The sequence below is a fragment of the Dyella sp. CR10 genome (assembly GCF_055814425.1).
On record NZ_CP185986.1, the window covers coordinates 2,740,213 to 2,765,344 of the forward strand.

Below are 25,132 nucleotides of genomic sequence, written 5' to 3' on the forward strand. Positions count from 1 at the left end.
GCGTGGGGCGGTAGCTCAGCTGGGAGAGCGTCGCGTTCGCAATGCGAAGGTCGGGAGTTCGATCCTCCTCCGCTCCACCAATTCGTTCCAGACGAAAGCCCCGAAACCTGGTTTCGGGGCTTTTTCGTTGGGTTCGCCATGACACGCGCGTCCACTGCCAGTCATGTGCCCAACCGCCGCCAATCGATGCTCGTCGGCAAAAAGAGCCACGCCGCACGCAGTGCTTACGGCGCCCCTTTGTTCAAAGCGATTTCGAACACTTCATCCGTCGCTTCGATCGCCACGACGTAGTTGTGATGCTTGGCCAGCGCCTGCTGCGCGCCGCCGGGAGCGTCGAGATCGAATTCCATCGCGGTCATCTTCTGCCCTGGAACAACGACGTCCACGATGGCGAAACGGTGTTCCTTGGCGAAGTTGGTGAACATCGACACCAACTGCGCAGGCTTCAGCCGGCTCTTGCCGCGATAGGTCCAGTGATCCGGCTTGTCCCCGCCCATCAGATTCTTTTCGTCACTATTGATCCACTGGGTGACGCCCAGGCTGTCCTGCGCGACGAACCACTCCGGCCATGCCGCCGGCGGCTGATGATTGAAGAGCCCCCCATCATCCTGCGCGTGGCCCGCCGTACCAGCGAAGAGCAACAACGACGCAAACGTCCATCCTGCGATCCTGCCGATCATGCCTTGCCTCCCTGGAAAGGGCGCCAGTCTGAGGCCGATGCATGTCGCCCTCAAGTCGCCGTCATCCGTCCGGCGTCGGCAGCAGCTTGACCTGCTTGCCATCGAACAGGGTCACGACCAGCGTGCGCCCATCGGGCAGAAAGACCAGCTCGCGCGGAAACCCCGGCGCCGGTGCGGACAGGCGCTTGATATCTCCCTCGCCGCTGCCGAAGGCCAAGCCAACGACCTGTCCCTCGTCGCCCTTTTCGAACCGGTGCGACAACGTCGCCCACACCTGCTTCCCGTCTGGCCGGATCGCTACACCCACCGGGCTGGTGCCGATGGGATAATCGCCAAATCCCGCGTGGCGAGCGTCGTCCAGCCAATCGTCGATCGCCGAATGCAACAGCTTGCCGTCACCCCGCGCGGTCACCCACAACGCCTTGCCGGATGCCGCCACCGCGACGCGCACCGGATTGCAGCCGGCCGGCCGCGCCGCCTTCACCGCATGCGCGGGATCGTCGGCGGCCTTGGCGATATCCACGAGCAGCAACAACCCCTGGGGATGCATGCGTCCGCTGCCATCCTCCGCCGGGCATGTCGAAGGCATGCCGGGGCCGGCAGGCGCCACCTGGCTGGTGGCGAACAGCCAGCGGCCGTCCGGCGTCACTGCCAACCCCACCGGCGCGATGGAGGTGGGAATGCGCCCGATCGGATCGACATGACGAAAGCTATCGCGCCTGGCCCGTGCAAGATCGAACACGCTGATCCCACGCGCGCGTTCATCGCTGACGAACAGCAGCCTGTCGTCCATGCTCGTGGCCGCATACACAGCACCCGCACCGGCCCCGCTGCGGAACTCGCCGAGCAACGGATGCTCGCCGCCCTGTTCCAGCGCAGCCACGTCGAACGCGGCGGTGCGATCGTTGCTGGTCACCAGCAGCCACTTGCCGTCGCGAGTCAATGTCGCACCGAGCGCTTCACCATCGAACGGGACCTCGCGTTCGACACCGAACACGCCGTCCCGATTGCGCAGCACGGCAACGCCGCCCTTCGTCGACTCCTTGCTGAGAGAAACGAACAGCCAGCAATTATCCGGAGTCGGCACCGCGGAGAATGGGTGGCCGGATACCTCCACGACGGCCGGCTTGGCCGGCGCGGGACAACCCAGTGCTTCCGCCCTGCCGGCGAGGCACCAGGCCAGCACGCCGATGATCGCGAGCATCACTTTCACGGTCTTTGCTTCTTCCTTCGTGGATGGTCGCCGTGTTTGCCGCCTGCCGTCTTGCCCAGGGCTTCGGCGCAGACCTCCCGCACGCATTCGCGCAGCCATTGATGCACCGGGTCCGCCTGCAGGCGCGGATGCCACAGCATGGATATGTTGAACGCCGGCGTCTCCACCGGCAGCGCAAAGCTGTGCATGCCGTCGCGCAAGTTGCCGGTATGGCGCCCGGGCACGCTGGCGACCAGGTCCGACTGCCGCGCCAGCGCAAGCGCCGTGGCGAAGCCACCGACGATGGTGGCCACGTGACGCTCCAGCCCAAGCCCCTTGAGCGCTTCATCGATGGCGCCCTTGTCCCGGCCACGCCGCGACACGCTGATATGCCTCCCCGCCGCATAACGCGCCGCGGTGATCCGACCACGGCTCAGCGGATGCCCTTCGCGCACCACCCCGATATAGCTATCGCGGAACAGCGCCTGCACGCGCAATTCGGGACCGGCGTGCTCGTCGACTACGCCGGTCTCCAGATCGACGATGCCATCGCGCAACGGCGCGCTTTCCTTATCCACCTTCTGCATGAAGCGCAGGCGGATACCCGGCGCTTCGGCCGCGACGCGCGCGATGAGCGCGGGGCCGAAGTTCTCCACGAAACCTTCGCTGTTGCGCAGGGTGAACGTGCGCACCAGCTGATCGAGCCGCGGCCGCACCGCCGGACGCAGCACCGTCTCCGCCCCCCGCACGAGTTCGCCCACCTGGTCGCGCAACTCCAGCGCGCGCGGCGTGGGCACCAAGCCACGGCCAGCGCGAACCAGCAGCGGATCGCCGGTAGCCTCGCGCAGCCGCGCCAGCGCGCGACTCATCGCCGACGGGCTCAGGCGCAATCGCCTGGCGGCACGCGCCACGCTGCCTTCGGTCAACAGCACATTGAGGGTGACCAACAGATTGAGATCGGGCATGGGCATGCGCGCCACGATGGCACTGGCCATACATGACGTCAAACGCACGGATAAAGTGCAAATGCTGCGCCTTCCGCCATGTCAGACCGGACACTACTTTCCACCGGCAACCACGGCAGCCGGAGTCGTCCTTTCATGTCCAAACCCCTCCTCGGCGCACACGGCGAACCCGCGGCCGTCCAAGCCACGCATGTCCCCGTTTCGGCGTGGGCACTGACGGGCCTGGCGCTGTCGATGCTGCTGCCTTCGCTCGACACCAGCATCGCCAACACCAGCCTGCCGGTCCTCGCCAAAGCGCTCGGCGCCTCGTTCCCGCAGGTGCAATGGGTGGTGCTGGCCTACCTGCTGGCGATCACCACCCTGATCGTCGGCGCCGGCCGCCTGGGTGACCGGCTTGGCCGGCGGCGCGTGCTGCTGATGGGCATCGCCGGCTTCATCGGCGCTTCGGCACTGTGCGGGCTGAGCGGCAGTCTCCCGCTGCTGCTCGCCGCGCGTGCCGCGCAAGGGCTCGGTGCCGCGGCCATGCTGGCGCTGACGATCGCAAGCGTCAGCGAGGCGGTGCCGAAGGAACGCATCGGCCGCGCGATGGGTCTGCTCGGCACGATGTCCGCGATCGGCACTGCGCTGGGGCCGTCGCTGGGCGGCGTGCTGGTGGCGGCGTTCGGCTGGCCGTCGATCTTCCTGGTCAATGTGCCGCTCGGCATCGTGGCTTTTGCACTCATCCAGCGCTGGCTGCCCAAGAGCCGTCCGGAGGAAACGCGACATGGCACCGGCACCGATCCTGTCGGCACCGTGCTGCTGGCCATCACGCTTGCCGCGTATGCGCTGGCAATGACGCTCGGACACGGCCGGTTCGGCGCGCTCAATACCGCGCTGCTGCTCGCCGCCATCGCCGGCGCCGGGATCTTCGTGTACGCCGAGGCGCGCGTTGCCTCGCCACTCATCCACTTGTCCATGTTGCGCAAAGCGGACTTGAGCGCCGGCCTGGCAATGAGCGCGCTGGTCAGCGCCGTGATGATGACGACGCTGGTGGTCGGGCCGTTCTATCTGTCGGGCGCCCTGGGGCTGGGGCCGGCATGGGTTGGCCTGGTACTGTCGTGCGGCCCGTGCGTCGCCGCGCTGAGCGGCGTGCCCGCAGGTCGTCTGGTGGATCGCCTGGGTGCGCGCGGGACCACGCTGCTGGGCCTGGCCGCCATCGCAACGGGAACATCCCTACTCTCGCTGCTGGCGCTGCGGCCGGCCGTATTCGGCGCGGCCGGTTACATCTGCCCGATTGTCGTCACCACCATGGGCTACGCGTTGTTCCAGGCCGCCAACAACACCAGCGTCATGGCCGGCGTCGTGCCGGACCGGCGCGGCGTCGTATCCGGCATGCTCAGCCTGTCACGCAACCTCGGACTGGTGACGGGCGCGTCCGCCATGGGCAGCGTATTCGCCATGGCAGCCGGCGCGAGCGACATGGCGCAGGCGAGCCCCGCGGCGGTAGCGTTCGGCATGCGTGTCACATTCGGCGTGGCGAGCAGCCTGATCGCGCCGGCGATCGTCATCGCATGGCGTGGACGTGGCAAGTGAGCGCGGCCTTTTGAAGCGCGCGTTTCGCTCACTTCGACAGGTCAGCCACAGCCGATGCTTCCGTGGTGCGCGATGTCGCGCGTTTATCCGCAATGCATTCGCCCTTCTTCACCGCCGGCCGTCGTCGCCGCTTGCTCACCGAACGCCACGCCACCGTCGCCACGCCACCTGCGGAGCTCACGCCGCCGGCAATCAGCCAGGCGGTACCGATGCATAAAGGACACATGTTCCACCCTCCTCTCAATGTCCCGAGCAGCAGGAAGGCACCGCCGCCGTCACACCGGGCCAGGCACCCACGCCGCCAGGCAGCATGTCGAAGAAATGCCACAGCACGCAGAAGTCGTCGCCGGGACTGAAGCCGGTATCCGACACGCGCAGGATGGCCTCGCCGTCGCGGCGGAACACCGACAAGCCCGGCATCCACCCGCCCTTGGCGGAGACGTAACCCATGTCCTTGGCGAAGCTGTTGCCTTCGTGGCTGACCATCGGGAATTTCCAGCCGCGCGTTTCCGCCATGCGCTTCTGCACCGATGGCCGGTCGGGGCTGGATACGACGAAGCCCGCACGCGTCACTACATGCTGGTGGATGCCGTTGTAGCCGTCCGCCCACAGCGTGCAATAGGAGCAAGCCACGCCCATGTTGTGCACGACGATCAGGTCCTCGTGTTCGCCGAACAACTCGGACAGCCGCACCTTGCCTTCGCTGCCAGCGAACTCGTAGTCATCTACCGCCTGCGGTTCGACGCCGGCCAGCGTCTCGCGCATCTGCTCGCGGATCGCCGCGATCTGGCGGCGATAGTCGGCGAGCTTCCCATTCACGTCCGCATACTTCATCGCGATACCCTCCCGTCGCTCAGGTGCCGTAGGCGACGCGGTGCTTGACCCACGCCATCGGGTACGACAAGCCGTCTTCGTTGCGTCCCAGCGGTGCGGCGTCCAGGTACTGGTAGGTCGCGTTGAACGCATCGATACCGCGCGAATAGGTCGAATAGGTGTGATAGATCGTGCCGTCGGCGTCCTTGAAGAAGGCACTGATACCTGGATAGTCCGTGCCGCTGACCTTGATCGTGTCGTAGTTGTAGAACGCCTCGCCGCGCTCCAGCGTTTCCGGCCGAAACGACACGCCGTAGTCGTAGTTGAAGTCGTCCAGCGACGATACCCACGGAAAGTCCCAGTCGAAGTCGCGCGCCTGCTTCTGCAGCTTCGCCAGCGGCGCGCGCGAGATCGCCGCGAAGGCGACGCCATGCTGGGCCAGGTGCGGCACGATGCCGTTGAAATGATCCGCCCAGAACGCGCAGCTCTTGCAGCTGATTTCCCAGTCCGGCGCATACATCAGGTGATAGACCATCAGCTGGTCGCGGTCGCCGAACAGATCGGCCAGCGCCTGCCGGCCCTGCCCGCTCTCGAACGCATAGTCCTTTTCCACGCGCTCCCACGGCAGTTCCAGCCGCTCGCGGCTGAGCTCGTCGCGCAGGTGGGTGAGTGCTTTCTCCTTGGCGAGGAAATGCTTGCGGGCCTGCAGCCATTCCTCGTGACTGACGATGCGATGCTTAGCCATGATGCATACCTCGGGATAAAGGGGAGTTGAGGCTTTGCACAACCGGCGCGCCTTCGCGGCGCGCTTTATTTCTTTCCTGGCGGCCGCTTCTTCGTCGCCTTGCGCGCCGGCTTCGCCGCCGCCGCGGCGCGCCGCTCGTCGATATCCGCCAGGGTGGCGGCGAGCAGGTCGAACTGCTGCTGCCAGTACTTGCTGTAGCGGTTCATCCATACCGCCGCATCCAGCATGGGACCGGCATCCAGGCTGCAGCGACTGATGCGTCCAGTACGTTCCTGCTGGATCAGCCCGGTCCGCACCAGCACCTGGATATGGCGCGACACCGCCTGCAGCGAAATGTCGAACGCCGCGGCAATCTCCGACACCAGCAGCGCCTGACCGTCCAACTGCTCCAGGATCCGGCGGCGTACCGGATCGGAGAGCGCGAAGAACACCTGATCCAGGCGTTCCTCCGCCTGCCCGGGTTGCTGGCCGGTCGCGTCGACGAGATGCAGGAGCTGCTGGATATTCATCATGCGCCATGAATATCAACACATTGGTTTATTGTCAACATATAAGTTGATTATTGAGACGCGAGCGCCAATCCGTTGTCACGACATGGCGCCGAAAGACGCCCCCTTGCTCGGCAGCAACCGACCGCCGGCTCACCGCAGGCGGCCTAGACATCGCCACGCCGCTGTAACCTGCCCCGCCCACCCTGCCGGGAATCACTCAGCAGGGTCTCCCGCGTGCGCTTTCATCCTTCGCCCAGGGCTTCGGCACCGCACCCGATGGCGGTCAATCTGCTCGCGGGCGGCGCGGCGTTTCTTGCCTACGCGTCGATGTATGCCTTCCGCAAGCCCTTCACCGCAGCGGAATTCGAAGGGCTGCGCTTCGCCGGCGTGGACTACAAGGTGTGGCTTGTGATCGCCCAGGTGTTCGGCTACATGCTGAGCAAAGTGCGTGGCATCACCTGGATCGCACAGATGCAGCGGCACAGCCGCACCCGCGCGCTGGCCGGGCTGATCGGCTTCGCCTGGGCGGCGCTGCTGGGCTTCGCGCTGCTGCCGGCACCGTGGAACATCGCCTGCCTGTTCCTCAACGGCCTGCCGCTGGGCATGGTGTGGGGCGTGATCTTCGGCTACCTCGAAGGCCGCCGCGGCACCGAACTGATGGCCGCGTGCATGTGCGCCAGCTTTATCGTCGGCTCCGGCGTGGTGAAGTCCGTGGGCACGTGGCTGATGATGAGCCATGGCGTGAGCGAATTCTGGATGCCGTTCGCCACCGGCCTGGTGTTCGTGCCCCCGCTGTGCCTGGCGGTATGGCTGCTCGAACGCCTGCCTGCGCCGGATGCGGCCGACATCGCCGAACGCCACGCGCGCGTGCCGATGGACGCTTCCGCCCGCCGCGCCTTCCTCACGCGCTTCCTGCCGGGCGTGGCGATGATCGTGGCGGCATACGTGGCGCTGACCGTGGCGCGCGATTTTCGCGACAACTTCGCGGCGGAGATCTGGGCGGACCTTGGCCGCGGCGGCGACGCTTCGGTATTCACTGCCACGGAACTGCCGATCGCCGTCGCCGTGCTGTTGATCACCGCCGCCACCATGGCGGTGCGCGACAACTTCAGGGCACTGATGCTCAACCACGTGCTGATCTTCACCGGCTTCGCTACCGCCGTACTCGCCACCTGGCTGCATGGGCGCGGGCTGATCAGTCCGCTGGGCTGGATCGGCGGCAGCGGCTTCGGCTTGTACCTGGCCTACGTGCCGTACAACAGCACGTTTTTCGAAAGGATGCTGGCGACGTTCCGCGTGACCGGCAATGTCGGCTTCGTGATGTACATCGCCGACGCCAGCGGTTACATGGGCAGCGTGGCGGTGATCCTGGCCAAGCAGTTCGGCGGCATGCGCCTGTCGTGGGCCACGTTCTATGCGCAGACGGTGGTGACGCTGTCGACCTTCGGCATGCTGGTGACGCTGGTGTCGGCCGCCTACTTCCACGCCAAGGCGCGACGCCGCGCGGCGGTGGGTCTCCCCACGCCAGCCTGACACGCGCGGCATCGCCGGCGCCTTGGTTATGATCCGGCGCTCCCCCGCATCAGGAGTGTGCCGTGTTCCGACGTCCTGCCTGCTGTCTCGCTGTCGCCCTCCTCGCCGGCCTCGCCCACGCTGCCGACGTGCCCACGAACATCCGCTACCTCGATCCCGCCGGCCTGTCCAAGCCCAACGGATACACCCACGTGGTGGAGGTGCCCGGCGGGGCGCGCACGCTCTATGTCTCCGGCCAGATCGCCCTGGATGCGAAAGGCAACCTCATCGGCGCCGCTGATTTCGCCGCGCAGGCCGAGCAGGTATTCGCCAATCTGGACACGGCCCTGAAGGCCTCCGGCGCGAGCTTCCGCAACGTAGTGAAGCTCAACATGTACGTCACCGACATGAGTCAGCTGAAGGCACTGCGCGCGGCGCGCGACAAGTACATCGACGCGCAGCATCCGCCGGCGAGCACGCTGGTCGAGGTCAGCCGGCTGGCGCGCGAGGGCCTGCTGCTGGAAGTCGAGGCGACCGCGGTAGTGCCGTAGCTCCTACTCCCTCTCCCCGGCGGGGAGAGGGTTGGGGTGAGGGGGACCTACGGAGCGGCGAAGCGAAAGCGCAAAAGCATGCTTCGCCTGGTCGAGCCTCTCCGCGTCATCCGGCTGCCGCCACCGTCCCCCCGAGCGGAGAAGGATTCCATCAGGCGGACTCTTTTTCCCTGATCGCATCCAGCAACAACGCTCCGGCATCCGCCAGATTGCCGTCATTGCGAATCACTAGCGTCCCCGTCGGCGCACGCCACGCCTCGGCGCGATCCAGCCTGGCAGCGATGTCTTCGGCGCTCTCCCGGCCGCGCGCCAACAGGCGCGAAGCCATCACGTCGCGGCTCGCCGTGATCACCACCGGCCGCAGCCTGGGAAAGCGCTCGCGTGCCTGGCCAAACGCCGCGCGCGAACCGTTCACCAGCACATCCGCGTCGCGCGCCAGCCACTGCTCGATTTCGCGGCCGACGCCGTAGCGCAAGCCGTGCGCCTGCCAGGTCAGCACGAACAGGCCGCGTCGCTCGCGCGATTCGAACTCCGCGACGCTGAGCGCCACATGGTTCTCACCGCCCGCGTGCGCCGGACGGGTGATGTAGCGATGTGCGCACACCACGCCATGCGAAATGCCATGCTCGCGCACCCAGCCCAGCACGCTGTCCTTACCCGCGCCGGACGGCCCCATCACGTAGAACAGGCGGCCGCTCATGCGATGCCTTTCAGCGCGATGCGCTCGATCAGCTCGAACGCAGCACCCGGTGCGGGCTCACGGCGGATCGCAATGGCGTCGATGGCCGCCGGCGCCAGGGTTTGCGCGTGCGGCGCCAGCCAGCCGCGCAGGGCCTGCTCCTCGGCGGCCGTCGCGGGCGCGGCCAGGGTCATGTGAAAGCGGTAACGGTCCAGCACGTAGGGGTATCCGTGATTCTGCAGATGAGCCAGTTCCACTGCGTCGAGGCCACAAGCGCGCTTGCGCAGCGCCTCGGCCGCAAGCGGCGCGCGAAGGCACCCGGTGGCACGCAGGCACGCGGCGGCGAAAGCATCGATGGCAGCGGTGTCGCTTGCCGGTCGCAAGGCGAGGAAACCGGCGAGACGATCCAGTCGCAACGGCAGCACGAAAGGCACATGATCGCGCGCCACGTTGACGGCCGCGCGGCACAGATCGCCAGAGCCGCATCCGTCTGCCAATGCGAAGGGAGCGCACAGCGTCGCGTGCCAGCCATAGCGGCGTACGTCGGCAAGCAAGCCATCGCGCCGCGCCCCCGGCAGCCCAGGCACCTCCACGCCGGCCAGCCAGTCCGCGCCGAAACGCCCGAGCGCGCTGTCCGGCGCGGGGCAGTAGTAGATCGCGTAGCGCATCATTCGTCCGCCATCAGCACCAGCTGCACCCAGTCGCCGGAGAAGCGCGTGATGCCGTACTGCACCGGCACGCCACGCGTGTCGGCATTGATCGATTGCACGTGCAGCACGGGACGGTTGGCGGGAGCGTTCATCAGCCGCGCGGTTTCCGCCTCCGGCAATCGCGCGGACGCGCGGGTGTGCTTGCGCACGTAGTCGTTCACGCCGAACTCGGCCAGCGTGCGCGTCACCGATTGCACGCGCCGGTAGACGCCCGGCAGGCCGGGAAAGCGCGTCGCCGGAAAGTAGGCGGTCGAGTGATCCACCACGTGCCCATCGGCATGGCTGAGCGTGTCGATGCGATAGACATATTCGTGCCTGGCCAGCCCCAGCGCCTCGGCCACCGCCGCCGGCGGATGCTCGCGCGCGTCGTCGAGAAACTCGATATCCGCCTCCACATTGAGGTTGCGCATGTTCTGGGTGAAACGCGTGCGCCTGCTGATGGCGTAATCCAGGATGTGTTCGCGCACGAAGGTGCCGCGCCCCTGCTCCGTGCGCACCAGGTTGCGTTGCTCCAGCGCGGCGATCGCGCGGCGCACCGTATGCCGGTTCACGCCGAAGCGCTCGGCCAGCTCGTGCGCGGAGGGCAGCTGCTCGCCCTGGCGCACGCGCCCCTTGAGGATGTCGTCGGCGAGGATGTCGCCGATCTGGCTCCACAGCGCCACGCCCCGCCCGCGCTCGACCTCGTTCATACCACCGCCCTCACCTGTCTATTGCCCGTCATGGAGGCGGCACGCGGCACTGCTGCAATGTCGCCTCGACGGGAAGGGGCGCCATGCCCCGCCCTGTCTAGATAACTAGACCTTTGTGACAAACCCGGGAACGGACATGGACACCTCCAGCCACCTGGCGCGCGCGCAGTGGATGTCGCTGCTGGCGCAAGCCGAACCGGCCGAACTGGCCCAAGCCATGGCGCCCTTCGCGCCGCCTGCCGACGCGACCTGGCTGCGCCCGGCGCAGACCGGTCTGTACATGCTGCGCGGACGCATCGGCGGCAGCGGCGCACGCTTCAACCTGGGCGAGGCCAGCGTGACCCGCTGCAGCGTGCAGATCGGCGCGCACGTCGGCCACGCCTGGGTGCGCGGCGGCCATCTGCGCCATGCCGAACTGGCCGCCTGCGCCGATGCCTGGCTGCAGGACGAGGCGCGCCGGCCGCAGCTCGAAGCGCAGGTGCTGGCGCCGCTGCGTGCCTGGCGCCAGGCGCGACGCGACGACGCCAGCCGCAAGGCCGCGGCGAGCAAGGTCGAGTTCTTCACCGTGGTGCGGGGGGAATGATGCTCGCCGCCTTCGCCGATCCGGTTTTCGACAGTCAGCGCAACTTCCGCGAACTGCTGCAGGCCATGGCGCGCCCCGGTGCACCGCGCGCCCTGCTCGCGCTGCCGCCCGCGCCAGCGCCGGCCACACCCGAGGCGATGGCCGTGCTGCTGACGCTGTGCGACCAAGCGACACCGCTATGGCTGCAAACGCCCGACCCGGCGCTGGCCCGGCATCTGCGCTTCCATGCCGGCGTGCCGTTGACGGACGCGCCGGTCGCGGCCGACTTCGCACTGGTCACCGACGCGCACGCGATGCCGCCGCTGGATGCCTTCGCGCTGGGCGACCCGAGGTATCCGGACCGGTCCACCACGCTGATCGTCCAGGTCGAAAAACTCCGCCCCGGCCACGGCCCTCGCTTCGCCGGGCCGGGCATCCGCGACACCGCGCGCTGCGCGATCGAGGGCCTACCGGACCGCTTTTGGACCGAACGCGCCGCGCTCGCCGCGCGGTTGCCGCTGGGCCTGGATTGCTTCTTCGTCGCAGCCCGGCAGGTGCTGGCGCTGCCGCGCACCACCCGAGTGCTGGAGGACTGAATGTACGTAGCCGTGAAAGGCGGCGAACGGGCCATCGCCCGCTCGCTGGAACTGCTGGCCGAAGCGCGCCGGGGCGACCCGGCCGTGGCGGCGCTGGAACTGGCGCAGATCCGCCAGCAATTGCGCCTGGCCGTGGCGCGGGTGATGCAGGAAGGCTCGCTCTACGATGAGGAGCTAGCCGCGCTGGCGATCCGCCAGGCCGCGGGCGACCTGCAGGAGGCGATCTTCCTGCTGCGCGCCTATCGCACCACTCTGCCGCGCTTTGGCTATACCGAGCCCCTGGATACGGCGGCGATGCGCGTGCGCCGGCGCGTCTCCGGCACGTTCAAGGACATCCCCGGCGGCCAGGTGCTGGGCCCGACCTACGACTACACGCAACGCCTGCTCGAGTTCGGCGACGAGGCCATCACCCCATGCCCGCCGGCCGACCACGCATTGCCCGACGACATGCCGCGCGTACTCGACCTGCTCGACGCCGAAGCGCTGATCGAACGCAGCGCGCCCGGCGATGACCCGGAGCCGGCCGACCTCACCCGCGATCCGCTGATGTTTCCCGCCGACCGCGCCACGCGCTTGCAGAACCTCGCGCGCGGCGATGAAGGCTTCCTGCTCGGCCTGGCCTATTCCACCCAGCGCGGCTACGCGGAAAGCCACCCGTTCGCGGGCGAGATCCGCATGGGCGAGGTCGATGTGGTGATCTGCCCGGAAGAGCTCGGTTTTCCGATCGCAATCGGCGAGATGACCCTGACCGAATGCCAGATGATCAACCAGTTCCACGGCGGCAACGGCGCCCCGCCGCAGTTCACGCGCGGCTACGGCCTGGCGATGGGCGAAGGCGAGCGCAAGGCCATGGCCATGGCGCTGGTGGACCGTGCGCTGCGCTGCGGCGAGCTCGGCGAAACCGCGCAGGCGCCGGCGCAGGACCAGGAATTCGTGCTGTCGCATACCGACAACGTGGAAGCCTCCGGCTTCGTACAGCACCTGAAGCTGCCGCACTACGTGGACTTCCAGGCCGAGCTGTCGCTGCTGCGCACACTGGCGGCGCAGGCCAAACACGCCGGCACGGAGGAAAACGCATGAGCGCCGACTGCAACTTCGCCTTCCTGGACGAGAACACCAAGCGCATGCTGCGCCGCGGTTTGCTCAAGGCTGTGGCGATCCCGGGCTACCAGGTACCGTTCGGCAGCCGTGAAATGCCGCTGCCCTATGGCTGGGGTACCGGCGGCATCCAGCTCACCGCCGCCCTGCTCGGCCCGGACGACGTGCTCAAGGTGATCGACCAGGGCGCGGACGACACCACCAACGCGGTGAACATCCGCCGCTTCTTCGCACGCGTGGCCGGCGTGGCCACCACCGAGCGCACCGCCGAGGCCACGGTCATCCAGACCCGCCACCGTATTCCTGAAACACCGCTGCGCGAGGATCAGCTGCTGGTCTTCCAGGTGCCCGAGCCCGAACCGCTGCGCACCCTGGAGCCGCGCGAAGCCGAGACGCGCACCCTGCATGCGCTGGCCGACTACGGATTGATGCATGTGAAGCTGTACGAAGACATCGCCCGCTATGGGCATATCGCCACCAGCTACGACTACCCGGTGCTGGTCGATGGCCGCTATCTCGCTTCGCCCTCGCCCATTCCGAAATTCGACAATCCGAAACTGGACGGCTCGCCGGCGCTGATGCTGTTCGGCGCCGGACGCGAGAAGCGCCTGTATGCGATCCCGCCCTACACCCGCGTGGAAAGCCTGGCCCTCGACGATCATCCGTTCGAGATCCAGCGCTGGGAACAGGTGTGCGCGTTATGCGGCTCCGGCGAAAGCTATCTCGACGAAGTGGTCGTAGATGACCGCGGCACGCGCTTGTTCGTGTGCTCGGATACCGACTATTGCGGCCAGCGACGCGACGCATCGCCCGTCGTGGACGAAGCGACGGAGGCTGCCGCATGAGCGCCTTGCTGCAGATCCGCGACCTGAGCCGCCACTATGGCCACCGCATCGGTTGCGCCGAGGTGAGCTTCGACCTGCATCCGGGCGAGCTGTTGTGCATCGTCGGCGAGTCCGGTTCCGGCAAGTCGACCTTGCTCAACGCCATCGCCGGCCGGCTCGCGCCGGATGCGGGCAGCCTGCGCTACCGCCAGCGTGACGACCGCTGGCTCGCGCTGGATTCACTGGACGAAGCGACCCGGCGCCGGCTGGCGCGCGAGGAATGGGGCTTCGTCACGCAGAACCCGCGCGATGGCCTGCGCCTGGAGGTGAGCGCCGGCGCCAACGTAGCCGAGCGCCTGATGGCGCTGGGCGAACGCAACTACGGCCAGCTGCGCGCCACCGCACGCGCATGGCTGGAGCGGGTGGAGATCGATCCGGCACGCATCGACGATCCGCCGTCGTCGTTCTCCGGCGGCATGCAGCAGCGCCTGCAGATTGCCCGCACGCTGGTGACGCGGCCGCGGCTGGTGTTCATGGACGAGCCCACGGCCGGGCTGGATGTCTCGGTGCAGGCGCGCATTCTCGATCTGCTGCGCCGCCTGGTGACCGAGCTGGACCTGGCCGCCGTGATGGTCACGCACGATCTCGCGGTAGCTCGCCTGCTGGCCGCCCGCACGCTGGTCATGCAGCGCGGCCGCGTGGTGGAAAGCGGGCTCACCGACCAGATCCTGGACGACCCGCAACATCCGTACACCCAACTGCTCGTTTCCTCGGTGCTGACCACATGAGCGCGACCGCCATGCCCTCTCCGCCGGCCATGCTCGAATTGCGCGGGCTGGCCAAGTTCTTCGAGCTGCACCAGCAGCACGGCACACGGCTGGACGTGCTCGACGCGATGGACCTCACCCTGCACGCCGGCGAATGCGTCGCGCTGGCCGGCCCCTCCGGTGCCGGCAAGAGTTCGCTGCTGCGGGTGATCTACGCCAACTACCGAGCCAGCCGCGGCGCCGTGCGTGTGCGTCACGACGGTGCGTGGCTGGACCTCGCCGCCGCCACGCCGCACGAGGTGCTGGCGGTGCGGCGCCGCACGCTGGGCTACGTCAGTCAGTTCCTGCGCGTGATCCCGCGCGTGCCGGCGCTGGACATCGTGGCCGAACCGCTGCTCGCGGCCGGCATCGCGGCGGACGATGCGCGCGAGCGCGCCGGCGCGCTGCTGCGGCGGCTCAACGTACCGGCGCGCCTGTGGTCGCTGCCACCTGGCACGTTTTCCGGCGGCGAGCAGCAGCGCGTGAACATCGCGCGCGGCCTGATCGTGCCGCGCCCGCTCCTGCTGCTGGACGAACCCACCGCCTCGCTCGACGCCGCCAACCGCGAGGTGGTCGCCGCTCTGCTGGAAGAAGCCCGTGGCGCCGGCGCCGCCATCCTGGGCATCTTCCACGACGAAGACATGCGCGACCGCGTCGCCACCCGTCTTTTCCCCATGCGCCCGCTGGCGCCGAACTGACCGACACGCCCATGACCGACCTGGTACTCACCAACGCCAACCTCGTCCTCGGCGACCGCGTGCTGCACGGCACGCTGATCGCGCGCAACGGTTTCATCCGCCTGATCGACGAAGGCCCGACGCAGGCGCCCGGCGCGATCGACTGCGAAGGCGACTACGTCATCCCCGGCCTGATCGAACTGCACACCGACAACCTGGAAAAGCACCTGATGCCGCGCGCCGGCGTGCTGTGGCCTTCGCTACCGGCCGTGCTCACGCACGACGCACAGGTCGTCGCGGCCGGCATCACCACCGTGTTCGATGCGCTCTCGGTGGGCGATCTCGAAGAAGAAAGCGTGCGCATCGAAACACTGCGCGGTACCTACGACGCCATTCTCGCCGGCCAGGCCAGCGGCGCGCTGCGCGCCGACCACTGGATCCACCTGCGCTGCGAGCTGGCCTATCCACACCTGCTCGAAGCGCTGCAACCACTGATGCGCCACCGCAGCGTGCGGCTGCTGTCGCTGATGGACCACACGCCCGGCCAGCGCCAATACCGCGACATCGGGCAGTACCGCAAGTACTACAGCAAGAACCGCATGACCTGGACCGAGGAAGAGTTCGCCGACGTCGTGCGCAGGCGCACCGAGCAACAGGCTGCGTATAGCGCGCGGCACGAGCAGGCGGTGCTCGATCTTGCCAAAGGGCACGACGTGATCCTCGCCAGTCACGACGATACCGACACGGCGCAGGTCGAGCATGCGCACCGCATCGGCGTGCGCATCAGCGAATTTCCCACCACGCAGGAAGCCGCCGACGCCGCCCACCGGCTGGGCCTGGCTACGGTGATGGGCGCGCCGAACGTGGTGCGCGGCGGTTCTCATTCGGGCAACGTCGCCGCGCTCGCGCTGGCCGAGACCGGCCGCCTGGACATGCTGTCGTCCGATTACGTGCCCGCCAGCCTGTTGCACGGTGCCTTCCTTTTGCACACGCAGGCAGGCTGGTCGATGCCGCGCGCGATGGCCACGGTATCGGCCAATCCGGCCAGCGCGCTGGGCTTCGGCGACCGCGGCGAACTGCGCGCAGGCCTCCGCGCGGACCTGGTGCGGATGCGCGCGCTGGACGGGCTGCCGATCGTGCGCAACGTATGGGTGGCCGGTACCCAGGCGTTTTGAAGCACCGCCGACCTTCTCCCTCTCCCCTGCGGGGAGAGGGCTGGGGTGCACAGACGCAGATGCCTTCTTCAAAGCCGCGCAGGCAGGAGTGAGCGAGCCGCTTGCCGCCAACACATAAGAATCATTATCATTTACAGAGTCGCACTCCGCAGCAAGCCAAGTCGCACCGCCGACCCAGCCGCTCCTTCCTAACTGACGGTGTCGCCCTCGTGGCGGCCCGCACCCGAGGACGCTTCCGTGGCCGGCCATTCCCCTGCTCTTTCCCTGTTCCATCGCTGTGCCGATCTACGGCGCAGTGCGCTCGCTCTCGCCTGTCTGCTGGCATTCGCCGCACCGGCGCCCGCGATCGAGCAGCCGCCGACGGACACCGACAGCGATGCCAAGAACCCGCGCCGCGTCACCACCCTGGAAGGCGTCAGCGCCACCGCCACGATCGACGATCACGGCTACAGCGTGCCCGCTGCGAGCGGCGCCACGCGCCTGCCGCTGTCGCTGCGCGAAACGCCGCAGTCGGTCAGCGTGGTCACGCGCGCGCAGATGGACGACTTCGGGATGAACAGCATCAACGACGTGCTCGGCCGCACCACCGGCATCAACGTCGAGAAGATCGAGACGGACCGCACCTATTACGGCGCGCGCGGCTTCGACATCACCAACTTCCTTACCGACGGCCTGGGCATGCCGTTCGCCAACGGCGGCCAGGAAGGCGATATCGACACTGCCATCTACGACCACATCGAAGTACTGCGCGGCGCCAACGGCCTCCTGTCGTTCACCGGCAATCCCTCGGCCACGATCAACTTCGTGCGCAAGCGCCCCACCGCCGACCTGCAAGGCAGCGTGGGCGCCACCGTGGGCAGCTGGAACAACCGCCGCCTGGACGGCGACCTGTCCGGCGCGCTCAATGCGTCCAGGAGCGTGCGCGGCCGGGTCGTCCTGGCCGACCAGCAGACCGACAGCTATCTCGATCGCTATTCGATGCACAAGAAGATCGCCGCCGGCATGCTGGAGGCGGACCTCGGCGCCCACACCCTGCTGTCGGCCGGCATCACCTGGCAGAAGAATTCGCCGGAGAGCCCGATGTGGGGCGCGTTGCCGCTGTACAACACCGACGGCACGCCGACGCACTACGCGCGCTCGACCAGTACCGCCGCCGACTGGTCGCGCTGGGACATGAGCAATACGCAGTCCTATCTCACGCTCTCGCACGATTTCGCCAACGGCTGGAGCGTGAAGGCCGCGCTCAACTATCGCCGCCTGGTCGGCGCGAGCGAACTGTTCTACGTCTACGGCACACCGGACGCGGCGACCGGCCTGGGTCTTTTCAGCTATCCGTCGAAGTACGACAGCACCGAGAAGCAGTACTACGCCGACGTGTATGCCAGCGGCCCGTTCTCGCTCGGCGGACGCGAGCATGAACTGGTGCTTGGCGTTAACGCAGGCAAGAGCGACGTGGATCAGCTCTCCGGCTATTCCGCCGACATCGGCACGGCGCTGCCGCCACTGTGGGATTGGAACGGCCACTATCCCAAGCCGGCCTTCGACGCCTACTACAACAGTGCGCAATTCCACGTGCGCCGGCGCAGCGCCTACGCCACGGCGCGCTGGAACCTGGCCGATTCGCTGAAGCTGATCACCGGCGCCACGCTGACTCATATCCGCAGCACCGGCCAGAACTATGGCGTACCGCACGCCTACGAAAAGACCAAGACCACGCCCTTCGTCGGCGCGGTGTACGACCTTGGCGCCCACTACTCGCTGTATGCCAGCTACGCCAAGCTGTTCAACCCGCAGACGGAAGTGGATATCCACAACCGCGTGCTGGACCCGGTCACCGGCGACAACCTCGAGGCCGGCATCAAGGGCGCCTGGATGGACGACCGCGTCAACGCTTCGTTCGCCGTGTTCCGCTCGCGCCAGAATCACTACGCCGAATCGGTGGGCATCAATCCCTCCACCGGACAGAGCTATTACCGCGGCATCAACGCCACCTCCACCGGCTACGAATTCGATCTGGCCGGCAGCCTCACGCCGAACTGGGAGGCCAGCGCCGGCATCACCCAGCTGGGCATCGAGGATGACCGGGGCAGCAATGTGCGCACCTATGTGCCACGTCGCATCGTGCGCCTCAACACCACGTATCGGTTGCCATGGATTCCCGGCCTGAAGATCGGCGGCTCGCTGCGCTGGCAGGACCGCATCGTGCGCGACCAGCTCGCGCTGGATATGCAGGGGCGCGAGATCTTCACCACGCAGGGCAGCTACGCGCTGCTGGGTGTGATGGCACGCTACGACTTCGACCCGTCGTGGAGCGCCACGCTCAATGTGGACAACCTCACCAACCGCAAATACGTCGCCAGTCTGTATTGGGCGCAGGGCTATTACGGCGCGCCCACTAATTGGCAGTTGAACGTGACCTACCGGTTCTGAAGCATGCTGCCCATCGCCCTCCTGCTTTGCTTCGCCAGCGCGTCGCTGCTCTACCTCGCCAGCCCGCATCAGCGGCTGCGCCCTGCGCCACTGCCAGCCTGGGCACGACTGGCGGCGCTGGCGTTCGGGGCGAGCGGTGCAGGGGCATGGGTCGACCTGCTGGGCCCGGGCGCGGGGCTGTTCGCCACGCTAACTACGCTGATGCTCGGCTGGGTGGGCCTGCCTTACGCGGCCTGGTACGCGGGCAAGGAGTACGCGACCAAGGAGAAGCGTCCATGATCGCGCGCTGCTTCGCCGGCACGCTGCTGGGCTTTCCGCTGAGCGCCATGCTGCTCGCGCTGTGCCTGTTCTGGCTGCCCGGCCACGGGCAGGACTGGCTGATTCCCGTGCTGCTGCTGTTCTTCCCGCTGTGGGTGGGCGTGATGGCGGGCAGCTATATGTTCCGCGACGGCCGGCGCGCCTGGCTGGCGCTTGGCGCGGCCAATGGCGCCGTGTTCGCGCTGCTGTGGCTGTCGCGCCATCTGGCCGGCAGCTGAGGCACCGAGATGAAATCCTCCACCATTCGTACCTTCCAGACCGTGCATACGTGGGCCGGCCTGCTCGCCGGCTTCGCGCTGTTCATCGCCTTCTATGCCGGCGCGCTGACTGTGTTCCACCACGACATCGCGCTGTGGCAGAGCCCGCCGTGGCGCAGCGCGCCGGCACGCGACGTCTCCGTGCAGACCATGATCGACCGCCTGCTCGCGGCCCATCCGGGTGCAGGCAAGGACTTCGGCATCGTGCTGGCGCCCCGCGGCACGTCGCAGGGCCCCTATGCGTACTGGAACGACGGCGAGGAACATTTCGCCACCGCCGACCGGCTAGACCGTCCCACCGACGACGGCGGCGCCACGCGCGGCAACCTCGCGGACTTCGTGTATGCGCTGCACGATTCGCTGGGCATTCCCGTGGTGGGCCTCTACTTCATGGGCGTCGTCAGTGTGATCTACGGCCTCGCGCTGGTGTCCGGCCTGCTGATCCACCTGCCTCAGCTGCTCGGCGATCTGTTCGCGCTACGGCCGGGGCGCAACCTCAAGCGGCTGTGGCAGGACGCACACAACGCCATCGGCGTGCTGAGCCTGCCCTTCCACATCATCTTCGCGGTGACGGGCGCACTGATGTGCCTGTTCGTACCGTTGTTCGCCGCGCTCAACCTGATCGCCTTCGACGGCAAGCTGGGCGACGCCTTCGCCAAGGCCATCAGCACCGCGCCCACCGTGCAGGCCAGCGGCGAGGCGGCGCCGATGCTGTCGGCCGACGAACTGATCGCACGTGCGCGCGCCGCGGCGCTGGCGACCGGCGTCTCGACCTTCGAACCGGACTATATGCACGTCGATCACTACGGCGACGCGAACGCGCTGGTGCAGGTGCGCGGCATCTCCGAACGCACGCTGGGCACCTACGGCACCATCGCGCTCAACGGCGCCACCGGTGCGGTGCTGGAGAAGCATGTCGGCGCTACCCACAGCAACAACGGCCTGGTCAATTCGTCGATCTATGCCCTGCATTTCGGCAATTTCGGCGGACGCACGGTGCAGTGGCTGTATTTCCTGCTCGGGCTGGGCGGCGCGTTCCTGTTCTATTCCGGCAACCTGCTGTGGATCGAATCGCGCCGCAAGCGCCGCCATGCGGCGCAGCCGCGCAAGACGCGGGTCATGGCGCGCGCCACCCTCGGCGTATGCATCGGCACCTGCCTGGGCATCGCCGCGGCGTTCGCGGCGACGGCGGTCGCGCAAAGCCTGGGTGCGGATACCGCCTTGCCGCAGCAAGCGGCCTGCTATGGCGCCATCGCGCTCGCCGCCGCCTATGCGTGCCTGCGCCCGGTGGCCAGGGCGGCGGTCGAGCTGCTGGCGGCAACCGGCGTCGCCTACGTGGCGGTGGCGATCGCCGATCTGGTGCGCAACGCAGACGCGTGGGGCATGCCTTGGACACCGCAATCGCTTGCGGTGCTCGGCGTCGATCTCACCGGCATCGCGCTGGGCCTCGGCTTCGCATGGCTCGCGCGGGCGAGCTGGAAGCGGGCGCGCAGTGGCGATACGAATAGCGTGTGGTCGGATACGACCGCCGCTACATCTGGCATCCCTTCTCTCCTCCGGGGAGAAGATGGCGGCAACCGGATGAGGGGCCGGGGCTCGCCGTAAAAGACCGACGAAACGAAGCATGCATCGAGGCTTACGCTTCGCCGCTCCGCAGGGCCCCTCATCCCAGCCTTCTCCCGGGGGGAGAGGGAGAAAGCATGATGTCTAGACAAGTTCTCCCGCCTGTCGCTTCCACGCAGGCAGGACGCAACCACCCTTGGCCAAGATGCGCGCCGCTACCGGTGCACCGGTGGCGCGACGCCCACCCATCCGCCCAAGGTCCTGCCGCCCATGAAGCCGTCCCGTACCCCGCTCTGCCTGGCGCTGCTCGCCGCGCTCCCGCTGCTGGCGCACGCCGCCGACGATCTCCCGCCCGCTGCCAACGCCCCGGCGGAGAAAGACGCCAAGGTGCTGGAAGCCATCTCGGTCGTCGGCCAGAACGCGACGCGCCAGGTGCAGCAGATCGACAAGGCGCAGATCGATCAGGCCGTACCGGGCACCAGCGCGATCCAGATGCTGGAGAAACTGCCGGGCGTGCATTTCGTGTCCAACGAGCCGTTCGGCACCGACGAGTGGTCGTCGCGCATCAGCCTGCGCGGCTTCAACCATACCCAGCTCGGCTACACGCTGGATGGCATCCCGATGGGCAATGCCGATTACCACACCGGCGACGGCCTCAGCGTGGCGCGCGCCTGGATCAGCGAGAACCTGGCCGAACTGGAGCTGGCGCAAGGCTCGGGCGCGCTCGGCACCGCGTCCACCAGCAACCTCGGCGGCACGGTGCAGCTGTATACCGACAACCCGGGCGCGCAACCCGGCGCGCGCGTCAACGCGACCTACGGCTCGTACGGTTTCAAGCGCGGCTACGTGCGCGGCGACACCGGCAACCTCGGCGGCTTCAGCGGCTATTTGTCCGGCATGTATGTGGATGCGCCCAAGTGGAAAGGCGACGATGCGCAAACCCAGCGCCAGCTCAACGCCAAGGGCATCTACGCGTGGCAGGGCGGCCGCATCACCGGTCTGCTCGACGTCACTCGCCGCGTCGAGCAGGCCTATCTGGATCTTTCGCTGGATACGCTCAAGCGCTGCGGCTACAAGTTCGATTACCTGGCGCCGGACTGGCAGCGCTCGGTCGACATCGCCAATGGCAAGTACAGCGGCTGCGTGCAAAGCGCGGACGACACTTACTACAACGGCAACGGCATCCGCCAGGACGAGATCGTGTCGCTAAAAGGCGAGTTCTTTCTCAACGATCGCCTCACCCTCAACGTGCAGCCTTACTACCACCACGATCTGGGCCAGGGCCATTGGTATGCGCCCGCCTCCGACCTGCCCTACACGCCAGCCCCGGGCGACGCACCGATCGCGCTGCGCCTGTCGCATTACCTGATGACGCGCGGCGGCATGGTCAACGCGCTGTCGTACGATCTCGGCGAACACCATCTCGAAGGCGGCTTCTGGTTCGAGAACAGCCACTACACCATCGCGCGCAGTTTCGAACCCAACCCGCTGTCCGGCCCGATCAGCCAGCGGGAGATCTACGATACGTATTACCACGCCAAGTTTCGCCAGCGCTTCATGACACTGACGCGCCAGTGGTACCTGCAGGACACCTGGTCGGCGCTGGACGACACGCTGCGCATCGATGCCGGCTTCAAGGGCCACAACGTCACCACCCATGCCATGGCCCTGCTGCCCGGCCGCGCCAGCGGCTCGCTGAAAGCCGAAAGCGATTTCCTGCCGCAGGTGGGCGCCAACTACAAATTCGGCGGCGGCTGGGAAGGCTTTGCCTCGTTCTCGATGAACCAGAACGCGTTCGAGCCCGGCGCCAACGGCGCGTGGTCCTCGGACCAGAAGACTTTCGACAGCCTGAAGAACACCCTGCGCCCCGAGCGTTCCAGCAACAGCGAGCTGGGCGTGCGCTACGTCGATCACACCATCCAGGGTTCGCTGGCGCTGTACAACATCGACTTCAAGAACCGCCTGCTGGTGATCGTGCCCTGCGCAGGCGTGGTGAGCTGCCCCAATCAGATCGCCAACGTGGGCAAGGTCAATGCCAAGGGCGCGGAGTTCACCTTCGTGTGGCAGCCGATCGATGCGCTGCGCTGGTTCAACTCGGCCACATACAACGATTCGACGTACAAGGACGATTATCTCGATGGCGGCGTGCCGGTGCCGGCCAAGGGCAAGACGGTCGTCGATTCGCCCAAAAAGATGTTCGCCAGCGAACTGCAGTATCGCTTCGGCGATTTCCGCGCCACGCTGGGTGCCAAGTACACCGGGCCGCGCTACTACACCTTCGTCAACGACCAGCGCATTGCCGGCTTCTGGCTGTGGGACACCGGCCTGTCGTGGGAGCGCAAGCAGGTGGGCTTTGCCAAGAACCTCAAGGTTTCGCTCAACGTCAGCAACCTGCTCAACAAGAAATACATTGCCACCATCGACAGCAACGGGTTCACCAACAGCGATCCGACCGGCACCTTCCAGAGCTTGCTGGTCGGCGCGCCGCGGCAAGGTTTTCTTTCGGTGGACATGAGCTTCTGAACGAGCGGAAGCACGGACGGATCGTCGCGATCTCTACTGCGTTTCATCGCGTCAAGACGTGCGCTGCACATGCACTTCACGCGCATAGACATCACTGATCGATCCGATCCGATCAATCAATTATTCAAGGCCCTCCGCGAGGCATAGGCTCGCCCTTGGCGGTCATCACGACAAAGGGGACGCGCTCGGCCGCCTGGCACACAACCTTAGGGAGGGTCTTATGAAACGCGCAACCGCAAAGCACGGACGGCGAGCGGCGTTGGCGATCGCCATCACGCTCGTCGTCTCCGGATCGGTGCTGGCCTGGCAGACCGATGCTTCCCGCAAGCCGCCGCCGAGCAGCTACATGCCGGTGATCGAGCCGGACTTCGCCACCACCATGCAGCGCATGTCCCAGGCCAAGCCCGGCATCATGCAGCGGCAGAAGAACCTGCTGCAGGAACGCTACGACCTCGCCGATCGGCCAGCCAAGGGCGTGACCATGTCGCGCGGCAAGCCGGTGCAGGAAGGCGTGCGCGTGAAGCTCCGATCCGGCACCAGCTGGCAGCAGCTGGCGGAGATGTCGCCGGATGAGATCAAGAACAAGGATCTGTTCCCATCGGGCTTTCTGCCGCTGCCTCATCCCAATCATCCCGAAGGCGGCATGGTGTTTCCGCATTTCGAGATCGAGCGGGTCAAGCAGCAGGACAATCGCGACCTCACGCGCTTCGATCTGGACTTCGATTTGCCGGACCACATCCTGCCGGAGTTCCCGCAAGGTATCTTCCTCACCACGCGGCCTGACCTGGGCGATGTCTCCAAGGGCAAGCTGGTGACGCTGGACAACTACTACGAGCTGTTCAACGGCATCTTGAATCCCAAACAGCTCGAAGGCCTGCGCCTGCTGCTGACGCCGTTCCCGCAGCAGCAATTCAACGCCACCGGCGATCGACGCTCGGCCAGGCCCAGCCTCGGCGTCGCCTGCTTCGACTGCCATGCCAACGGCAGCACCAATGGAGCCACGCACCTGGTGGGCGATATCCGTCCGCAGGAATTTCGCCATCGCATCGAAACGCCCGCGTTGCGCGGCGTGAACATCCAGCGGCTGTTCGGTTCGCAACGCGCCTTGAAGACCGTGGAGGACTTCACCGAGTTCGAGCAGCGCGCCGCGTACTTCGATGGCGATCCGGTGATCGCGACCAAGAAAGGCGTGAATATCCTCGAGCGCGGCAGTCAGGTGCATTTCATGGCGGAGTTCCAGGAGATCCTCGATTTCCCGCCCGCGCCCAAGCTCGGCTGGGACGGCAAGCTCGACCCGGCCAAAGCCACGGAGCAGGAGCTGCGCGGCCAGGCGGTGTTCTTCGGCAAAGGGCAATGCAGCAGCTGCCACGCGTCGCCCTACTACACCGACAACACCATGCATAACCTTCAGGCCGAGCGTTTCTACAAGCCGCGCATGATCAACGGCATGATGGCCAGCGCGGACGGACCGATAAAGACCTTCCCGCTGCGCGGGATCAAGGACACGCCACCGTATCTGCACGACGGGCGGCTGCTGACGCTGGACGACACGGTGGAGTACTTCAACCTGGTGCTAGGCACGAAGTTGAACGATCAGGAGAAGCAGGACCTGGTGTCGTTCCTGCGGGTGTTGTAACGGCACGGCACCTGTCCATCCCCCATCCACTCCCTCTCCCCGACAGGGAGAGGGAGTGAAGCGCCGAA

Annotated in this window: 26 protein-coding genes and 1 tRNA gene; 17 read left to right on the forward strand and 10 right to left on the reverse strand. The window is 67.0% G+C overall.

The window, feature by feature from the left end; genetic code table 11:
- The first annotated feature begins 4 nt into the window (after window positions 1–4).
- Window positions 5–80, forward strand: a tRNA-Ala gene (locus ACNR9O_RS12390).
- Between the two features lie 144 nt (window positions 81–224).
- Here ACNR9O_RS12390 and ACNR9O_RS12395 read toward each other — a convergent pair.
- From ACNR9O_RS12395 to ACNR9O_RS12405, 3 genes are all read right to left on the reverse strand, one after another.
- Window positions 225–680 (reverse strand): hypothetical protein, encoded by a 456-nt coding sequence (locus ACNR9O_RS12395; protein WP_473680087.1) that lies wholly within the window; start codon window positions 678–680, stop codon window positions 225–227.
- A 61-nt stretch (window positions 681–741) separates the two neighbouring features.
- Window positions 742–1,893: a YncE family protein gene (locus ACNR9O_RS12400; protein WP_473680085.1), complete on the reverse strand. Its 1,152-nt coding sequence runs from the start codon at window positions 1,891–1,893 to the stop codon at window positions 742–744.
- A complete protein-coding gene (locus ACNR9O_RS12405) occupies window positions 1,890–2,843 on the reverse strand; it encodes a LysR family transcriptional regulator (RefSeq protein ID WP_473680083.1) in 954 nt (317 codons plus the stop codon). The genes ACNR9O_RS12400 and ACNR9O_RS12405 overlap by 4 nt, the downstream gene beginning before the upstream one ends.
- Before the next feature lie 129 nt (window positions 2,844–2,972).
- Here ACNR9O_RS12405 and ACNR9O_RS12410 point away from each other — a divergent pair, with 129 nt between their 5' ends.
- Window positions 2,973–4,409 (forward strand): MFS transporter, encoded by a 1,437-nt coding sequence (locus ACNR9O_RS12410; protein WP_473680081.1) that lies wholly within the window; start codon window positions 2,973–2,975, stop codon window positions 4,407–4,409.
- 28 nt (window positions 4,410–4,437) lie between these two features.
- Here the strand turns inward: ACNR9O_RS12410 and ACNR9O_RS12415 are convergent, their stop codons facing one another.
- The 4 genes from ACNR9O_RS12415 to ACNR9O_RS12430 all read right to left on the reverse strand — a co-directional run bounded on the left by ACNR9O_RS12415 (window position 4,438) and on the right by ACNR9O_RS12430 (window position 6,476).
- A complete protein-coding gene (locus ACNR9O_RS12415) occupies window positions 4,438–4,635 on the reverse strand; it encodes a hypothetical protein (protein ID WP_473680079.1) in 198 nt (65 codons plus the stop codon).
- 14 nt (window positions 4,636–4,649) lie between these two features.
- Window positions 4,650–5,243 carry a DUF899 family protein gene (locus tag ACNR9O_RS12420; protein ID WP_473680077.1) on the reverse strand — a complete coding sequence of 198 codons (594 nt, stop codon included), beginning with the start codon at window positions 5,241–5,243 and terminating at the stop codon, window positions 4,650–4,652.
- A gap of 19 nt (window positions 5,244–5,262) precedes the next feature.
- Window positions 5,263–5,967: a DUF899 domain-containing protein gene (locus ACNR9O_RS12425; protein WP_473680075.1), complete on the reverse strand. Its 705-nt coding sequence runs from the start codon at window positions 5,965–5,967 to the stop codon at window positions 5,263–5,265.
- A gap of 65 nt (window positions 5,968–6,032) precedes the next feature.
- Window positions 6,033–6,476 (reverse strand): ArsR/SmtB family transcription factor, encoded by a 444-nt coding sequence (locus ACNR9O_RS12430; protein ID WP_473680073.1) that lies wholly within the window; start codon window positions 6,474–6,476, stop codon window positions 6,033–6,035.
- 258 nt (window positions 6,477–6,734) lie between these two features.
- Between ACNR9O_RS12430 and ACNR9O_RS12435 the strand changes: the two genes are divergently transcribed.
- Window positions 6,735–7,991 carry a DUF5690 family protein gene (locus ACNR9O_RS12435; protein WP_473680071.1) on the forward strand — a complete coding sequence of 419 codons (1,257 nt, stop codon included), beginning with the start codon at window positions 6,735–6,737 and terminating at the stop codon, window positions 7,989–7,991.
- Between the two features lie 62 nt (window positions 7,992–8,053).
- The gene (locus ACNR9O_RS12440; RefSeq protein ID WP_473680069.1) at window positions 8,054–8,521 is read left to right on the forward strand and encodes a RidA family protein; all 468 of its coding nucleotides are present in this window, start codon (window positions 8,054–8,056) and stop codon (window positions 8,519–8,521) included.
- Between the two features lie 151 nt (window positions 8,522–8,672).
- On the opposite strand, the gene phnN is transcribed toward ACNR9O_RS12440, so the two are convergent.
- Genes phnN through phnF form a run of 3 tightly spaced genes read right to left on the reverse strand, consistent with a single transcriptional unit; the run spans window position 8,673 to window position 10,599 of the window.
- Complete coding sequence (gene phnN / locus ACNR9O_RS12445; protein WP_473680067.1) at window positions 8,673–9,221, reverse strand: phosphonate metabolism protein/1,5-bisphosphokinase (PRPP-forming) PhnN; 549 nt, start codon at window positions 9,219–9,221, stop codon at window positions 8,673–8,675.
- The gene (locus ACNR9O_RS12450; protein ID WP_473680065.1) at window positions 9,218–9,871 is read right to left on the reverse strand and encodes a DUF1045 domain-containing protein; all 654 of its coding nucleotides are present in this window, start codon (window positions 9,869–9,871) and stop codon (window positions 9,218–9,220) included. The genes phnN and ACNR9O_RS12450 overlap by 4 nt, the downstream gene beginning before the upstream one ends.
- Entirely contained in the window at window positions 9,868–10,599 is a 732-nt protein-coding gene (gene phnF / locus ACNR9O_RS12455) for a phosphonate metabolism transcriptional regulator PhnF (protein ID WP_473680063.1), read from the reverse strand. Before phnF ends, ACNR9O_RS12450 begins: the two co-directional genes overlap by 4 nt.
- Before the next feature lie 136 nt (window positions 10,600–10,735).
- Between phnF and phnG the strand changes: the two genes are divergently transcribed.
- The 13 genes from phnG (at window position 10,736) to ACNR9O_RS12520 (ending at window position 25,064) form a co-directional block, all read left to right on the forward strand.
- Window positions 10,736–11,182 carry a phosphonate C-P lyase system protein PhnG gene (phnG, locus tag ACNR9O_RS12460; protein ID WP_473680061.1) on the forward strand — a complete coding sequence of 149 codons (447 nt, stop codon included), beginning with the start codon at window positions 10,736–10,738 and terminating at the stop codon, window positions 11,180–11,182.
- Window positions 11,179–11,757 carry a phosphonate C-P lyase system protein PhnH gene (gene phnH / locus ACNR9O_RS12465; RefSeq protein WP_473680059.1) on the forward strand — a complete coding sequence of 193 codons (579 nt, stop codon included), beginning with the start codon at window positions 11,179–11,181 and terminating at the stop codon, window positions 11,755–11,757. The genes phnG and phnH overlap by 4 nt, the downstream gene beginning before the upstream one ends.
- Window positions 11,758–12,837, forward strand: a complete 1,080-nt coding sequence (locus tag ACNR9O_RS12470) for a carbon-phosphorus lyase complex subunit (protein WP_473680057.1) — start codon at window positions 11,758–11,760, stop codon at window positions 12,835–12,837.
- Window positions 12,834–13,700, forward strand: coding sequence for an alpha-D-ribose 1-methylphosphonate 5-phosphate C-P-lyase PhnJ (locus ACNR9O_RS12475; RefSeq protein WP_473680055.1), 867 nt, complete (start codon window positions 12,834–12,836; stop codon window positions 13,698–13,700). The genes ACNR9O_RS12470 and ACNR9O_RS12475 overlap by 4 nt, the downstream gene beginning before the upstream one ends.
- The gene (gene phnK, locus ACNR9O_RS12480) at window positions 13,697–14,467 is read left to right on the forward strand and encodes a phosphonate C-P lyase system protein PhnK (RefSeq protein ID WP_473680053.1); all 771 of its coding nucleotides are present in this window, start codon (window positions 13,697–13,699) and stop codon (window positions 14,465–14,467) included. Before ACNR9O_RS12475 ends, phnK begins: the two co-directional genes overlap by 4 nt.
- The gene (gene phnL, locus ACNR9O_RS12485; protein ID WP_473680051.1) at window positions 14,464–15,183 is read left to right on the forward strand and encodes a phosphonate C-P lyase system protein PhnL; all 720 of its coding nucleotides are present in this window, start codon (window positions 14,464–14,466) and stop codon (window positions 15,181–15,183) included. The genes phnK and phnL overlap by 4 nt, the downstream gene beginning before the upstream one ends.
- An 11-nt stretch (window positions 15,184–15,194) precedes the next feature.
- Window positions 15,195–16,337 carry an alpha-D-ribose 1-methylphosphonate 5-triphosphate diphosphatase gene (locus ACNR9O_RS12490; RefSeq protein WP_473680049.1) on the forward strand — a complete coding sequence of 381 codons (1,143 nt, stop codon included), beginning with the start codon at window positions 15,195–15,197 and terminating at the stop codon, window positions 16,335–16,337.
- Window positions 16,338–16,574: 237 nt separating this feature from the next.
- Window positions 16,575–18,767, forward strand: a complete 2,193-nt coding sequence (locus ACNR9O_RS12495) for a TonB-dependent siderophore receptor (protein ID WP_473680047.1) — start codon at window positions 16,575–16,577, stop codon at window positions 18,765–18,767.
- Window positions 18,768–18,770: 3 nt separating this feature from the next.
- Window positions 18,771–19,046 (forward strand): hypothetical protein, encoded by a 276-nt coding sequence (locus tag ACNR9O_RS12500; protein WP_473680045.1) that lies wholly within the window; start codon window positions 18,771–18,773, stop codon window positions 19,044–19,046.
- Window positions 19,043–19,303: a hypothetical protein gene (locus tag ACNR9O_RS12505; protein WP_473680043.1), complete on the forward strand. Its 261-nt coding sequence runs from the start codon at window positions 19,043–19,045 to the stop codon at window positions 19,301–19,303. Before ACNR9O_RS12500 ends, ACNR9O_RS12505 begins: the two co-directional genes overlap by 4 nt.
- A 9-nt stretch (window positions 19,304–19,312) precedes the next feature.
- On the forward strand, window positions 19,313–20,947 hold the full coding sequence (locus ACNR9O_RS12510) for a PepSY-associated TM helix domain-containing protein (RefSeq protein ID WP_473680041.1): 1,635 nt from the start codon (window positions 19,313–19,315) through the stop codon (window positions 20,945–20,947).
- Window positions 20,948–21,175: 228 nt separating this feature from the next.
- Window positions 21,176–23,428 carry a TonB-dependent receptor gene (locus ACNR9O_RS12515; protein ID WP_473680039.1) on the forward strand — a complete coding sequence of 751 codons (2,253 nt, stop codon included), beginning with the start codon at window positions 21,176–21,178 and terminating at the stop codon, window positions 23,426–23,428.
- A gap of 220 nt (window positions 23,429–23,648) precedes the next feature.
- Window positions 23,649–25,064, forward strand: a complete 1,416-nt coding sequence (locus ACNR9O_RS12520; protein ID WP_473680037.1) for a hypothetical protein — start codon at window positions 23,649–23,651, stop codon at window positions 25,062–25,064.
- The last annotated feature ends 68 nt before the right edge of the window (window positions 25,065–25,132 follow it).